We start from the raw sequence: 14,164 nt of genomic DNA on the forward strand, positions 1-14,164 counted from the left end.
AGTCCTTGGCCGGCTTGCCGCCCGGCTTCTCGTCGGGCTCGTTGGTCGGCGCGTTGACCGAGCTGTGCTTGCCGGCTGCCTTGCCGTCGACCTTCTCGCCCTCAGCGCTGGCCTTGGTCGAGTCGTCGGCTGCGTCCTTGGTGGAGTCGGAGTCGGTCCCCTTGGCGGCTGCCCAGCCGTTCTCGTGGGCGACCTCGAGGCCACGCAGCGAGGCCGGTCCGGCGCCGACACCTTCGTCGGCGAGGCCGTCGTTGAAGCCAGCGAGAACGCGCGACATCTGCTTGAAGGAGCAGAGCGAGTTCGGACCGCGAGTCGGCTTCACCGGGGTGCCAGCGCGCAGGTCGTCGACGAGCTGGTTGGTCGACTCCGGTGTCTGGTTGTCGAAGAACTCCCAGTTCGCCATCACGACGGGTGCGTAGTCGCACGCGGCGTTGCACTCGATGCGCTCGAGCGTGACCTTGCCGTCGTCGGTCGTCTCGTCGTGACCGATGCCGAGGTGCTCGGAGACCGAGTCCCAGATCTCGTCGCCGCCCATGATCGCGCAGAGCGTGTTGGTGCAGACGCCGACGGTGTACTCACCGTTGGGGTGGCGCTTGTACTGGGTGTAGAACGTCGCGACGCCCGAGACCTCGGCCCGCGAGAGCTCGAGCACCTCGGCACAGAAGTCGATGCCGCGGCCGGTGACGTAGCCGTCGACCGACTGCACGAGGTGCAGCAGCGGCAGCAGCGCCGAGCGCTTCTGCGGGTACTTCGCGACGACCAGCTCGGCGTCAGCGTGCAGACCCGCGAGAACGTCTGCGGCATACGCCTCTTTGGATTCGGCCGACACCGTGAGGTGCCCGGAGGCCGTCTGCAGTCCGTAGTGCTCCATCAGCGGTCCACGCCTCCCATGACGGGGTCAATAGAGGCAACGGCCACGATGACGTCAGCGACCTGGCCGCCTTCGGACAGCGCGGCCACGGCCTGCAGGTTGTTGAAGCTCGGGTCCCGGAAGTGCGCCCGGTAGGGACGCGTGCCGCCGTCGGACACGATGTGGCAGCCGAGCTCACCCTTGGGCGACTCGATCGGCACATAGGCCTGACCGGCCGGCACCCGGAAGCCCTCGGTGACGAGCTTGAAGTGGTGGATCAGGGATTCCATCGAGGTGCCCATGATCTCGCGGATGTGGTCGAGGCTGTTGCCCTGGCCGTCGCTGCCGACGGAGAGCTGCGCCGGCCACGCGATCTTCTTGTCCTCGACCATGACCGGGCCGGTGACCTTCTTGAGGCGCTCGACGCACTGCTCGACGATCTTGAGGGACTCGTACATCTCGTCGAGGCGGATCCGGATGCGGTCGTAGGCGTCGGCGCCGGTGCGGGTGATGACCTCGAAGTCGTAGGTCTCGTAGCCGCAGTAGGGCTGGCTCTTGCGCAGGTCGTGCGGGAGGCCGGTCGAACGCAGGATCGGTCCGGTGATCCCGAGGGCCATGCAGCCGGCGAGGTCGAGGTAGCCGACGTTCTTGGTGCGGCCCTTGAGGATCGGGTTCTCGTTGAGGAGGAGCTCGAGCTCGTGCAGGCCCTGGCGCAGCTCACCGACCGTGCCGTTGATCTGGTCGAGGCAGCCGTGCGGCAGGTCCTGGGCCACGCCGCCGGGGCGGATGTAGGCATTGTTCATGCGCAGACCGGTGACGGCTTCGAAGATCCGCAGGATGCGCTCGCGCTCACGGAAGCCCACGGTCATGACGGTCGTCGCACCGAGCTCCATGCCACCGGTGCCGAGGCACACGAGGTGGGAGTTGATGCGGGTGAGCTCCATCATGAGGACACGGATGATGCTCGCGCGCTCGGGGATCTGGTCCTCGATGCCGAGGAGCCGCTCGATGCCGAGGCAGTAGGTCGTCTCCTGGAACATCGGCGTGAGGTAGTCCATGCGCGTGCAGAAGGTCACCCCCTGCACCCAGTTGCGGTACTCCATGTTCTTCTCGATACCGGTGTGCAGGTAGCCGATTCCCGCGCGGGCCTCGGTGACCGTCTCGCCGTCGAGCTCGAGGATGAGTCGGAGCACGCCGTGCGTCGACGGGTGCTGCGGACCCATGTTGACGACGATGCGCTCCTCGTGGAGGGCAGTCGCCTCGTCGACGAGGTCGCCCCAGTCGCCGCCGGTCGCGTTGAACACGCGGGCGCCGTCCTCGCGGTCGGCCTCCGTCGTCGCGTAGGGGTCGGGCGCGCCGTCAGCCGCTGCTGCGTCCGCCGAACCGTCTTCGTAGATGGTGTCTTCGTGAGTGGCCATCAGTTGTACGACCTCCGCTCGTCGGGCGGGGGTACGACCCCACCCTTGTATTCCACGGGGATGCCACCCAGCGGATAGTCCTTGCGCTGGGGGTGTCCCGGCCAGTCGTCCGGCATGAGGATGCGCGTGAGGGCGGGGTGGCCCTCGAAGACGATCCCGAACATGTCCCAGGTCTCGCGCTCGTGCCAGTCGGCCGCCGGGTAGGTCTCGACGATCGAGGGGATGCGCGCGTCGTCATCGGGCGCGGTCACCTCGAGGCGGACGCGACGGTTGTGGGTGATCGAGAGCAGGTGGTAGACCGCGTGCAGCTCGCGCCCGATCTCGTTCGGGAAGTGGACCCCCGAGACGCCGGTGCAGATCTCGAAGCGCAGGGCCGGGTCGTCGCGCAGCGCGCGCGCGACGGTCGGCAGGGCTTCGCGGGCCACGTGCAGGGTCAGCTCGCCGCGGTCGACCACGACCCGCTCCACTGCCTTTGCGTATGCCGTGTCACCGGACTTCCCGAGTGCACTCTCGAGAGTGCCCGTCAGCTCGTCGAAGTAGCCGCCGTAGGGCTTCTCGGATGCGCCGGGGAAGAGGATCGGGGTGCGCAGGCCGCCGTAGCCGGTGGTGTCGCCACCGTTGGTCGGGCCGAACATCCCGCGGCGCTCGCCGATCTGGATGGGGTCGGTGTCGCCGGTGGCCAAAGCCTCGGTAAGGTCGAGGTCCGTCGCGTGCAACTCTTCAGCGGACGTCTTGCCTGCGTCTTCAATACTCATGCGAGGAGGTTCCTCCCGGGCGTCGCCGTGAGGGCGTCGTGGTCGTGGGTCGGCTGCATGAGGTGCGTCGGGGTGGCGCGCAGGGCGGCCTCCTCGGCAGCACGCGCGGCGGCGATCCGGTTGACGCCGAGCTTGGAGTTCTGGATCTGGTCGTGCAGCTCGATGATCGCGTTGAGCAGCATCTCCGGTCGCGGCGGACAGCCGGGCAGATAGATGTCGACCGGGATGATGTGGTCGACGCCCTGGACGATCGCGTAGTTGTTGAACATGCCGCCCGAGCTGGCGCACACACCCATCGAGATGACCCACTTGGGGTTGGGCATCTGGTCGTAGACCTGACGGACGACCGGCGCCATCTTGTTGGACACACGTCCGGCGACGATCATCAGGTCGGCCTGGCGAGGCGTCGCCGAGAAGCGCTCCATGCCGAAGCGGGCGATGTCGTAGTCGGGCGTACCGACGGCCATCATCTCGATGGCGCAGCAGGCGAGGCCGAACGTGGCAGGCCAGATCGAGGCCTTGCGCATGTATCCGGCGACACTCTCGAGCGTCGTCAGGACGAAGCCTGCGGGCAGCTTCTCCTCGAGTCCCATCAGCGAACCCTTCCAGTCAGATCAAAGTCAGCACACGGCATACACGGCAAGCACGGCATCAGTCCCACTCCAGCCCGCCGCGCTTCCACACATAGGCGTAGGCGACGAACACGGTGAGGATGAACAGGACCATCTCGACCAGAGCGAACAGGCCGAGCGAGTCGAAGGCGACGGCGAACGGGTAGAGGAACACCGACTCGATGTCGAAGATGATGAAGAGCATCGCGGTGAGGAAGTACTTGATCGGCACGCGACCACCCCCATCGGCGCGAGGTGACGGCTGGATCCCGCACTCGTACGGCTCGGACTTGGCGCGGTTGTAGCGCTTGGGTCCGACGACGAGGCTGGTGCCCACCGAGCCAGCGGCAAAGACGAAGCCGAGGGCCAGCAGGAAGAGGATCGGGACGTAGGGGTTGCTCATCGCTGATCAACTCCCCTTTCGGTGCCTGGGTGTGCGGCGGCTCGGGTCACGCGCCCCATCGTAGAGGGCGTGACGCAGGTCTCAACTGCAGGATTGGTCGGCGTGGTGAGACAGCACGCAGCATCACCGCGAGCAGAGTCGCGGACGGCACTGGCGGGGCCAGCGGCAGCTTTGGCGAGGGTCAACGACACACCTTGCTTGTGAAAGTCTTCACGAACACCGACCCACTCTATGCAGCCGTTTTTCGGCCGCTCACTAAGGCGAACCTAAGTGGGCGAGGCGCAGGGTCAGGCCGGCTTGACGGCGCGGTGGAGGGCGACGATTCCGGCGCTCAGGTTGCGCCACGCGACGTCACTCCAGCCAGCCTCGGCGACTCGGGTCGCGAGCGCCTTCTGGTCCGGCCAGGCCTGGATGGACTCGGCGAGGTAGACGTAGGACTCGGGGTTCGAGCTCACCTTGCGGGCCACGCGCGGCAGCGCCTCCATGAGGTACTCGCTGTAGACCTTGCGGAACGTCCCGTTGACCGGCTGGCTGAACTCGCAGATCACGAGGCGACCGCCCGGCTTGGTGACGCGGGCGAACTCGCGCAGTGCAGCATCGGTGTCGGCGACGTTGCGCAGCCCGAACGACATCGTCACCGCGTCGAACGACCCGTCGGCGAACGGCAGCTGCATCGCGTCGGCCGCGGTGAAGCCGAGGTCGTCGCGACGCTTCTTGCCAACCCGCAACATGCCGAGCGAGAAGTCGGCGGGAACGACGTGGACGCCCTTGTCGGCGAACGGCTCACTCGAGGTACCCGTGCCGGCGGCGATGTCGAGGACCCGCTCCCCCGGCTTGGCGGCAACGGCCTGGAGGACGGCGCGTCGCCACAGCCGGTCCTGGCCGAGAGAGAGCACGTCGTTGGTCACGTCGTACCTCTCGGCAACGTCGTCGAACATCGCGGCGACGTCGCGGGGGTCCTTGTCGAGGGAGGCGCGGCTCATGTCGCCATCATCTCACCGCGCCCATGCGGAGACCGCCGCCCCTCGGGGTTACGCTCACCGGTGATGACGTCCATGCCCACGTCCGAGCCGGACATCGCTCCCCTCGCACCCCTCGTCACCCGCACCGTCGCGCTGTCCCCCGCGGACGGCACGGCTCTGCTGGCGCTTCTGCCTGCGACGAATCCGCGCGACACCACCTCCTGGGTTCGTCGCGGCGAAGGCCTCGTCGGCTGGGGCCGCACGGTCTCGGTGACGGCCCACGGCGCCGATCGTTTTGCGGTCCTGGAGGCGTGGTGGCGAGACGTCTCGGGGTCGGCAGTGGTGCGTGACGAGGTCGACCTGCCCGGCACCGGTCCTGTCGCCTTCGGCGCGATCTCGTATGCCGCTGACTCACCTTCCGGTGCCACTCTCGTCGTGCCCTCGGTCGTCGTCGGCCGGCGCGGTGACCAGTGGTGGGTGACGACGACGTCGACGGATGCGTTGCCGGCCAACGTGATTCCGGTGGCCTCGTCGGATGTGGAGTCGCCGGGCGACGTGTCCTTTGCTGATGGGTCCCTGTCGCCGACCGAGTGGGCGGGCGCCGTCGCTGAGGCGGTGTCGCGCATCCAGGCTGGCGACCTGGACAAGGTGGTGCTGGCGCGTGACCTGGACGTGCGGACGGCTGCGCCGATCGACGTGCGCTGGTTGCTCGGGCGACTCGCCGAGAGCTATGAGTCGACGTGGGTCTTCGCCGTCGACGGGTTGGTGGGTGCCACCCCGGAGATGCTGGTCCGTCGCGAGAAGGGCCTCGTGACCTCACGGGTCCTCGCGGGGACGATCCGTCGCACCGGGGACGACGAGCACGACCTGGCCCTGGCGGCGTCGCTGGCCCGTTCGTCGAAGGACCTCGAGGAGCACGAGTACGCCGTCCGCTCGGTCGCCGATGCCCTTGCCCCGCACTGCTCCTCGATGAACGTTCCCGAGGCGCCCTTTGTCCTGCACCTGTCCAACGTCATGCACCTGGCGACCGACGTTGCCGGCGTGCTGACCGACGAGACGACCTCTCTGTCGCTGGCGGCGTCGCTGCACCCGAGTGCGGCTGTCTGTGGCACTCCGACCGCCGTGGCCGACGCGTTGATCTCCGAGCTGGAGCACATGGACCGCGGCCGCTATGCCGGGCCCGTGGGTTGGATGGATGCCAGTGGTGACGGCGAGTGGGGAATCGCGTTGCGCTCAGGGGCGATTCACCACGACGACAACCAGCGCATGTCGCTGTATGCCGGGTGCGGCATCGTCGCCGGGTCGGTGCCCGAGTCCGAGGTGGCCGAGTCCGACGCCAAGCTCATCCCCATGCGCGACGCCCTCACCGCCCCCGCCCCGCATCCCTGACCCACCCAATAGGACGCTTGGGCACGCGACACGCCACTCTCCCGGCCCGCACAAATCGTCCAATAGGACGCGTTTGGCGATCGTCTGAATGCAGACTGGGCGCGTGAAGAAGCTGTGGGGGCGACGGGTGACTCGGATCCTTGCCGTGCCCGTTGTCCTCGGGCTTCTCGGGGTGCTGCTGCCGTGGGCGTGGGTCATCATTGCGTCGGTGGGGCGCGTGCACGACGCCACTGAGGTGGCCGACGCGCCGGAGACCCCCGTGGCGCTGGTCCTCGGCGCCGGGCTTCAGGGCGGCCGGCCGAGCCCCTTTCTGGGAGCGCGTCTCGACGCGGCCAAGGAGCTGTACGACGGAGGCAAGGTCAAGGTCCTCCTCGTGTCGGGCGACAACCGGACCCACGCCTATGACGAGCCCACTGCCATGCGCGACTACCTCGTCGCTGCCGGGGTGCCGACGGAGGCGATCGTCCTCGACTTCGCCGGACGCGACACCTACGACTCCTGCCAGCGCGCTCACCGGATCTTCGGCGTCGACAAGGTCACGGTGATCTCGCAGGGCTATCACGTGGGTCGGGCAGTGGCCCTGTGCCGGGCGGCAGGCATGACCACGGACGGTGTCGGGGACACGTCGATGCGCGAGCGCTACCCACGCGAGTGGTGGATCGGCTGGACCCGAGAGAAACTTGCCAACATCAAAGCAGTCGGCGACGTCGTCACCGGCCGCGACCCAGTCCTCGGCCAACCCGAGACCAGCGTCCAGGACGCCCTGGCGAACGGAGCGCGATGAGCAGCTCGCACGAGCAGACGGCCGAGACCGACTCTGTCGATCAGTGGGCGCCCCTGCCGGTCGACGCCGTCGTCTTCGACCTGGGCAACGTCCTCATTCGGTGGGACCCGACTCCAGCCGTGGCTGCGGCGGTCGGAGCCGAACGAGCCCATGCCTTCCTCACGAATGAGGCGTTCGACTTCACCGCGTGGAACGCTGCGAACGACGCGGGTCGCTCTTTCGAGGAGGCCGAGCGCGAGGCCGTCAGTGCGCATCCGCACCTCGAGCAGGAGATCCGCGGCTACCGGACGCACTTCGGGGCCTCACTCGTCGAGGAGATCGCGGGGACCGTCGAGATCCTGCGTGAGCTCCACGCCGCCGATATCCCGGTCCTCGCCCTGACGAACTGGGCGGCTGAGACCTTTCCCGTGGCGCTCGACCGCTTCGACTTCCTCGACCTGTTCGAGGACATCATCGTCTCGGGCGAAGAGGGGGTGGCCAAGCCGGATCCGGAGATCTTCGAGATCCTCGAGGAGCGGATGAGCCACCTTGGCGGACTCGACGACTGCATCTTCATCGACGACTCCCTGGCCAACGTCGAGGCAGCGCAGGAGGCCGGCCTCGACGCGATCCACTTCACCGATCCCGAAAACCTGCGCCAGGACCTCGTCGTGCGCGGCCTCCCCCTGCGCAGCACACGACCCTCGACTCCTCAAGTCACCGGTGGCTGGTGAACCGCAGGTAGTAGCCGTCGGGATCGGTCACCCGGAAGTCGGACAACCCCCACTCACGTTCGACCAGATCCGCCGCAAGCACAACTACACGACCGACGAATTCGTCGCGGCGCTGTTTGACGTCATCGACCTCGATCACAATCTCCGTCCCGACGGGCAGGGTCCGAGCAGCCGGATCGACGGGCGCTGCTTCGCAGAGCCCGATCCGCACGTCCCCCAACTTCACGGACGCGTATGCCGGTGGGCCGACACTGCGCCCCGTCACCTCGAAGCCCAGCAGCTCATAGAACGCCACCGACCGATCGACATCGCTCGGGAAGAACTCGATCCGCAGCCGCTCAGTCATGCGGCCAACACTGCAACCTCAAGCCCACAAGAGGTCAAACCGCGCCGGGAGGCTCCTACAGGTGAGTGCTCAGGTAGCGCTCGCGGCGGTCGGCTGCCTCGAACGATGCAGCGCACTGCGCGCTCTCAAACGCGAGCACCTCAAGTTCCCACACGCATCCCACCGCGCCAGCACGATGCGGGCGCAACTCAGCGGGGAGATCAAGTGGTGAGGTCCAGTACGCCTGGATGAGGTCAACCCCGTCCCACACGTGAGCCAGCGCGAAGTGCGCCGGGCGGGCGCGGTGCAGCAGGAGATAACCGACACCGCTGCCCGGAGTCGACTCAGCGAACTCCACGGTGAGTGCTTGCGCAGCACGGTCCAACTCATCCGGGCACTCAGAGTCAGCGACGCTCATCGCGTACACCTTCATCTCGCACGGCCCGAGTTGTGCCACTCCCCGCCACTCCACCGGTCGACTCTCCACGTCCACCATCGTCGCAGCCGGCGCGACGTCTACCGCGGGTTGATTAGCCGAACCGGGTTCACAGATCCATATCCAGGCGAGATCGTGCCACCGCCACACGGTCAAGTGTCGTGCGCTTTCGCCCGGTCACTTCTGGAACATCAACGATTCGACCGTTGGACAGTTTCAGGTAGAGCATTCGAAACCTCTTGGAACGCGACCCACGATTGAGGTTGCCCGAGTAGCTCTGCGAGGCAACGGTCTTCACATCACCCAAGAGGTATGTCCTGGTGCGCACCCACCCTCTGCGCATGACGCGGTCATCTGTGATGCGCAAGCCCACAAAGGGGGCACGCAAGAGCAGGCCTGCTAGGGCACCGGCCCAGGCCCAGAACATCCAGTCGGGGTCTCGGGTGTCGTCTAGAGCGGGATCGAGAAACGCACCGATCGACACGAGGAGAAACGCAAGTTGCACGCCCACACACAGCGCCAGGTAGCCCGGCGCTCGAATCATGAGGGACCCCGGAGCCCGTTCTGTCAGCATCGGATCAGGTGAAGGGTGGGCGGTGCTCGAGGCGGACGGACTGTCGTCCGGCCCAACGCCACACGCGTGCAGCGCCATCGCGGTCCTCGTCGGTGACGAGGTTGCCCATCCACCGCAGCGCCAACGTCATGAGCCAGTCGGAGCGCATTCCAGCCGGACCCAAAGCAGGCAGAACCCGTGGCACGGTCACGATGCCAGCGAGGCGACGAGCGATCGAGAACGCCTCGCCGTAGTGCTCCTTGAGCAGCTTCGGCCAGGTCACCGACAGGTCGGTGTCGAGCAGGTCGACGACGAAGCGGCCCGTCTCGAGGCCGTAGTCGATGCCCTCACCGTTCAAGGGGTTGATGCAGGCGGCCGCGTCACCGATGAGCGCCCAGTTCGGTCCAGCGACACCACTGACGGCCCCACCCATGGGCAGCAGGGCACTGGTCGCCATGCGCGCCTCCCCCTGCAGCCCGAACCCGTCCCGGCATTCCTCGACGTAGCGCGCCATGAGCGGCTTGATCGCCACTTCGGCCGGGCGCTTCGTCGTGGCCAAGGTGCCGGCGCCGACGTTCACCTGACCGCCACCGAGCGGGAAGATCCAGCCGTAGCCCGACAGGATCTCGCCCTCCTCGCCACGCAGCTCGAGGTGACTCGAAATCCACGGGTCGTCCGCCTGCGTCGAGTCGACGTAGCAACGCCCGGCCACGGCATACACGGTGTCCTTGTGCCAGACCCGACCGAGCACCTTGCCGAGACCCGACCGCACGCCGTCAGCGACGATGAGCCGCTCGCACTCGATCTCGAACGTCTCGCCATCACGCTGGAACGTCACCCCGCGGACCCGCCCGCCCTCGATCCGCGCATCGACCGCCTTGGCACCCTCGACCCCGACGGCACCCGACTTCAGTGCGTGGGTGCGGAGGTGGTCATCGAGTTCGGTGCGCGCCACAGCCGAACCCCAGTCCGGCAGCGATCCACCGGGCCAGCGCAGTTCGAGCACCTGCCCGAAGCCGTGCGCCTTGAGCCCGTGGTTCACGGTGTGCCCGCGCAGCCAGTCGTCGAGCCCGAGGCGCGTCAGTTCGGCGATCGCCCGCGGGGTCAGTCCGTCACCGCAGGTCTTGTCACGCGGGAAGACTGCGGCGTCGGCGAGCACCACGTCGCGTCCGGCGCGAGCCGCCCAGGCCGCAGCAGCGGAACCCGAGGGGCCGGCTCCAACGACGAGGACATCGGTGCGGGTGGGGGTGGTCACCGGGTCATTCTCGCAAGTCGCGCGCTCACTCCGAAATCGCCAGGGCTTCGCGCGCGATCCGGCGCAGCCGCTCGTGCGCGCCGCGGTGCGACTCCGCGTCGATCGGCACCTCGACGACGGTGATCCCGTCGGGAGCTGCGGACAGCGCTTCGGCTGCCGCTTCGCGCGTGGTCGCAAGAACGTGGCGTATGCCGTGTGCCCGGCACAGTGCCCCGAAGTCGGTTCCCGTCGGGGTGGCGAAAATGCGGCCGAAGTCGTCTGCCCGCTCGGGCGCTCCGTGCTCGAGGGTGCGGAAGATGCCGCCACCTCCGTCGTTGGTGACGAGGATCGTGAGGTTCGGCCGCGGTTCGTCCGGTCCAAACGCGAGGGCGTTGGAGTCGTGGAGGAAGGTCAGGTCACCCACCCACGCATAGCTCGGTGCATCGGTCGTCAGGGCGAGGCCGATCGCGGTCGACAGGCAGCCGTCGATCCCGGCCAGGCCACGGTTGGCGACGACGGAGACGGCCGACTCGCGGCTCATGCCGAGGTCGAGGTCGCGCACCGGGTTGGAGGACCCGACGAACAGCTGAGCATCCTCGGGCAGGGATTCACCCACCACCGAGGCCACTGCCAACCCCGTGCCCCACGGAGATCTCTGGTCCTGAACCGCCTGAGCCACAGCCGATCCGGCGCCAGCCCAACCGTTCGACCACTCAGGGTCAGCGGCCTCCGGCGATCTGCCGGCGAACGTCATCAAGGAGTGCACTTCGTGGACGACGTGGCCGGGGTCGGGCCACTGCGGCGAGCCGGTGAACACCTCGACGCGCAGGCCATCCGTGCGCAGCAGCGACGCCACGGCACGCGACAAGGTGATGCGGCCGACGACGAGAACGCGCTCCGGGAGATGGTCGGCGAGCCAGTCTCCGGCGGTGAGGAGCAGCGGCCCGTGGGGCACCACAGCCGTGCGGTCATGCACTCCGAAAGGCTCTGCGACAACGGGATACCCGCGAGAGACGGCCCAGCTCACGACCTGCGCCGAGGAGACGGGTGATCGCGCGAGGTCACCGAGGACGACGAGCGTCCGCGGGACGTGCTTGAAGCCAGCGCTGTGACCGGCGAACCATCCGCCCCTTGGGGTGCGAACCCACGGGTCTCCGTCGTCACGCCCGGCATGCACCTCGAAGTCATCACCGAGATCTGGAGTCAGGGGGTCGCGGAAGGAGACGTTGAGGTGGACCGGGCCAGCATCCGGGCCGGGGTGGCCATCCGCGGCGGTTCCTCGGGCTGCCACCAGGGCGCGGCACACCGTGGAGCGGTGGAAGGCGCCGACGGACTCCACGAGCTCGGGCGCCGGCACGTCCGCCGACCAGCGGACGGCAGGACCGAACATGCCCGGCTGGACAGTCGTCTGGTTCGCCCCGGTCCCCCGCAACTCGGCAGGACGATCCGCCGACACGACAACAAGAGGCACGCCCGTGTGGTGCGCCTCGAGCACGGACGGATGCAGGTTCGCCACGGCAGTGCCCGACGTCGTGATCACGGGAACCGGTGTGTGAGAACCCTTTGCGAGCCCCAACGCAAGGAAGCCGGCGGTCCGCTCATCCACACGCACGTGCAGACGAAGGCGACCTTCGCGCTCGGCCTGCTGGACGGCATACGCAAGGGGCGCGGAGCGCGAACCGGGAGCGAGGACGACCTCGCGAACGCCACCACGGATCAGCTCGTCGACGAGGACGCGAGCGAGCGCGGTGGACGGGTTCATCAGCTGCCCGACGCGGGCGGGCCGACGAACAGTGCAACACCGGTGAGGCCAGCGACAGCAACGACGCCGACCACGGCCGCGAGCGCAGGGTTGCGGGTGAGCCACGCCAGGACGCGCTCCGGCAGTGACACCGGAGCGTCCCCACCAGAACCGAAGCGCCAGGGCCCCTCGAGCTGACCGGCCGACTCCGCGCTGCGGTCGAAGATGATCGTCGCGAACGGCGGCACGGCACTCACGAGCGCGAGGAGGCCGGTGCGGAGCGACCACTTCTGGTTGATCCACGTCGCGAGCGCGATGAGGCCATAGGTGATGAAGACGACCCCGTGCACCATCCCGAAGATCCGCACCCCGAGCTCGGTCGTCTCGGTGACGTACTTGAGGAACATCCCGATGAGGAGCAGGGCCCAGGTGATCGCCTCGGCGATGGCTACCCGGCGGAACAGCAGTTTGGGGGTCACGAGTCGCGATTCTGCCATCGCCGCCTGGTGCGGAACTCATGCACCACCGGGGTCGAGCCCGGCGCGACCGTGAGTGCGGGGGCCAGATCGGCTCGCCACTGCCGAAGGGCGACGTCACCGGACTCCTGCGCTCGAGCGGCGGTCACGCCGTATCCCGTGAGGGAGTGCGCGAAGACACCAGCGGGGGCGGCGGCCACCACCGTCGTCCAGTTGCGCCGCTCGGGCGGTGGCGAGACGTCGAGCATCGGCACGGCATCGGTGGCGTGCTGCAGCGACAACACCGACGTCGAGTCCGGGATGGGAAAGGCATCGATCGGCGACCCTGCCGTGAGGACCTGGCTCACGCGGTGGTTCCGGGTGAAGGCCGGGTCGGACGCCAGAGCGGCTGCGACGATGCCACCCTGGCTGTGCCCCACGATGACGACGTGGTCCCGAGGCCCCGCCCTACCTGCCTGCGCCAGGTCGAGAGCCTTCGCGGCCGCGACCTTGGAGGCACTCGTCGCCCGGAGCATCAGTGAGACGTTTGCCGGCCAGTCCATGGGAATCTCACCACCCCTGAACAACCCCTGCAGCAAGGGGCCCTGTGTCCCAGGGACCTGCAGCACCCACGTGGTGGTTCCGTCGGCCGCGGGCACTTCAATGACCCTGACCCGGCCATCGACCCCGAGCGACTCCACCCCGGCGAGCAGCGAGGCCGTCGAGGTCGGCGGCGGCACCTTCCCCAGGGGCTCCACCGACCTGACGTCGACATCCCATCCCGAACCTTCGTCGAGCAGTCCGTACGGCTGGCCCATGATCTCGGTGATGAGCCAGGCGCTCGTCATCGCCTGCGCGTGCAGTCCTCCAACGAGTCCACGCACAGCACCCTCACCCCACTCGTAGGTCGCCGCCGCGCTCGTCACCGAATGCGCAAGGTCGTGGAGACGCTCGACCGCGCCAGCCACTCCGGCGATCACATCCGTGAGCTCCCGACGGCAGCGGCCGACCAGCGGCGCGAGATCGACGGGCGACCCGAGGGCACGAGCGCCCAGGCCCCAGTCGACCCCGCCCGCGGGCGCGACCGGAGTCGGCACCTCAACGGTCGACTCACGAGGGGTGACGTCCTCAACAACTTCGGCGGTGCGGCGCAGAACCACTGCCGCCCGGCGCAGTTCCTCGACGGCGACCTCGATGCCTCCCGCTCCCCCCGTGACCCGGAAGTCGTCACTCACGCCGCCTGCTCGGCGGAGTCGGCCACGCGATCGAGGAGATCAGCAACGGCATCTTCGCGCTCGGCGAGTTCGCGCAGCTCGCGCACCCGGGTCGTGATGACCCGCCGGAACTGCTCGGCCGAGGGCGCGCGCCAACTCAGCTCGGCCACCTTGCGGAGCATGGCGCACTCCGCGCGAGTGTCCTCGGCGGCGATGCGCCATCGTCGTGCACGTTCCCTCAGATCCCCTGTGTTGACCATGCGAACAGCCAACGCCCGCAGCGACATTCGCGTCCACGACGCGCGGGCAATCTGTGGAAAA

16 protein-coding genes and 1 pseudogene are annotated in these 14,164 nt (G+C 68.2%); 3 read left to right on the forward strand and 14 right to left on the reverse strand.

The features are described from left to right. Window positions 1-22: 22 nt before the first annotated feature. From nuoE to JNB_RS08895, 6 genes and pseudogenes are all read right to left on the reverse strand, one after another. A pseudogene (nuoE, locus tag JNB_RS08870) lies at window positions 23-871 on the reverse strand (NADH-quinone oxidoreductase subunit NuoE); the annotation flags it as partial. Next, a complete protein-coding gene (locus JNB_RS08875) occupies window positions 871-2,268 on the reverse strand; it encodes an NADH-quinone oxidoreductase subunit D (RefSeq protein ID WP_009776106.1) in 1,398 nt (465 codons plus the stop codon). The pseudogene nuoE and the gene JNB_RS08875, both read right to left, overlap by 1 nt. Then, the gene (locus JNB_RS08880) at window positions 2,268-3,023 is read right to left on the reverse strand and encodes an NADH-quinone oxidoreductase subunit C (protein ID WP_009776107.1); all 756 of its coding nucleotides are present in this window, start codon (window positions 3,021-3,023) and stop codon (window positions 2,268-2,270) included. Before JNB_RS08880 ends, JNB_RS08875 begins: the two co-directional genes overlap by 1 nt. After that, complete coding sequence (locus tag JNB_RS08885) at window positions 3,020-3,616, reverse strand: NADH-quinone oxidoreductase subunit B family protein (RefSeq protein WP_009776108.1); 597 nt, start codon at window positions 3,614-3,616, stop codon at window positions 3,020-3,022. The genes JNB_RS08880 and JNB_RS08885 overlap by 4 nt, the downstream gene beginning before the upstream one ends. A gap of 58 nt (window positions 3,617-3,674) precedes the next feature. Further along, window positions 3,675-4,037, reverse strand: coding sequence for an NADH-quinone oxidoreductase subunit A (locus JNB_RS08890; RefSeq protein ID WP_009776109.1), 363 nt, complete (start codon window positions 4,035-4,037; stop codon window positions 3,675-3,677). A gap of 287 nt (window positions 4,038-4,324) precedes the next feature. After that, on the reverse strand, window positions 4,325-5,020 hold the full coding sequence (locus tag JNB_RS08895) for a demethylmenaquinone methyltransferase (RefSeq protein ID WP_009776110.1): 696 nt from the start codon (window positions 5,018-5,020) through the stop codon (window positions 4,325-4,327). Between the two features lie 63 nt (window positions 5,021-5,083). Here JNB_RS08895 and JNB_RS08900 point away from each other — a divergent pair, with 63 nt between their 5' ends. From JNB_RS08900 to JNB_RS08910, 3 genes are all read left to right on the forward strand, one after another. Continuing rightward, window positions 5,084-6,388, forward strand: a complete 1,305-nt coding sequence (locus JNB_RS08900; RefSeq protein WP_009776111.1) for an isochorismate synthase MenF — start codon at window positions 5,084-5,086, stop codon at window positions 6,386-6,388. Window positions 6,389-6,491: 103 nt separating this feature from the next. Next, window positions 6,492-7,172, forward strand: a complete 681-nt coding sequence (locus JNB_RS08905; RefSeq protein WP_009776112.1) for a vancomycin high temperature exclusion protein — start codon at window positions 6,492-6,494, stop codon at window positions 7,170-7,172. Beyond that, window positions 7,169-7,885, forward strand: a complete 717-nt coding sequence (locus JNB_RS08910; RefSeq protein WP_009776113.1) for an HAD family hydrolase — start codon at window positions 7,169-7,171, stop codon at window positions 7,883-7,885. Before JNB_RS08905 ends, JNB_RS08910 begins: the two co-directional genes overlap by 4 nt. Here the strand turns inward: JNB_RS08910 and JNB_RS08915 are convergent. From JNB_RS08915 to JNB_RS08950, 8 genes are all read right to left on the reverse strand, one after another. Next, window positions 7,869-8,231 (reverse strand): VOC family protein, encoded by a 363-nt coding sequence (locus JNB_RS08915; protein ID WP_009776114.1) that lies wholly within the window; start codon window positions 8,229-8,231, stop codon window positions 7,869-7,871. The two genes, JNB_RS08910 and JNB_RS08915, sit on opposite strands and share 17 nt — an antisense overlap. 55 nt (window positions 8,232-8,286) lie before the next feature. After that, window positions 8,287-8,628 carry a hypothetical protein gene (locus JNB_RS08920; protein WP_148232361.1) on the reverse strand — a complete coding sequence of 114 codons (342 nt, stop codon included), beginning with the start codon at window positions 8,626-8,628 and terminating at the stop codon, window positions 8,287-8,289. Between the two features lie 127 nt (window positions 8,629-8,755). After that, window positions 8,756-9,190: a hypothetical protein gene (locus JNB_RS08925; RefSeq protein WP_148232362.1), complete on the reverse strand. Its 435-nt coding sequence runs from the start codon at window positions 9,188-9,190 to the stop codon at window positions 8,756-8,758. Window positions 9,191-9,224: 34 nt separating this feature from the next. Next, on the reverse strand, window positions 9,225-10,454 hold the full coding sequence (locus JNB_RS08930) for a geranylgeranyl reductase family protein (RefSeq protein WP_009776117.1): 1,230 nt from the start codon (window positions 10,452-10,454) through the stop codon (window positions 9,225-9,227). 25 nt (window positions 10,455-10,479) lie between these two features. Beyond that, the gene (gene menD, locus JNB_RS08935; RefSeq protein ID WP_009776118.1) at window positions 10,480-12,195 is read right to left on the reverse strand and encodes a 2-succinyl-5-enolpyruvyl-6-hydroxy-3-cyclohexene-1-carboxylic-acid synthase; all 1,716 of its coding nucleotides are present in this window, start codon (window positions 12,193-12,195) and stop codon (window positions 10,480-10,482) included. After that, window positions 12,195-12,653 carry a DUF3817 domain-containing protein gene (locus tag JNB_RS08940; protein WP_009776119.1) on the reverse strand — a complete coding sequence of 153 codons (459 nt, stop codon included), beginning with the start codon at window positions 12,651-12,653 and terminating at the stop codon, window positions 12,195-12,197. Before JNB_RS08940 ends, menD begins: the two co-directional genes overlap by 1 nt. Next, window positions 12,650-13,864: a hypothetical protein gene (locus tag JNB_RS08945; RefSeq protein ID WP_009776120.1), complete on the reverse strand. Its 1,215-nt coding sequence runs from the start codon at window positions 13,862-13,864 to the stop codon at window positions 12,650-12,652. The genes JNB_RS08940 and JNB_RS08945 overlap by 4 nt, the downstream gene beginning before the upstream one ends. Then, window positions 13,861-14,103 carry a hypothetical protein gene (locus JNB_RS08950; protein WP_040883673.1) on the reverse strand — a complete coding sequence of 81 codons (243 nt, stop codon included), beginning with the start codon at window positions 14,101-14,103 and terminating at the stop codon, window positions 13,861-13,863. The genes JNB_RS08945 and JNB_RS08950 overlap by 4 nt, the downstream gene beginning before the upstream one ends. Window positions 14,104-14,164: the final 61 nt, after the last annotated feature.

Origin of the sequence: Janibacter sp. HTCC2649 (assembly GCF_000152705.1) — a bacterium.
Classification (GTDB): Bacteria; Actinomycetota; Actinomycetes; order Actinomycetales; family Dermatophilaceae; genus Knoellia.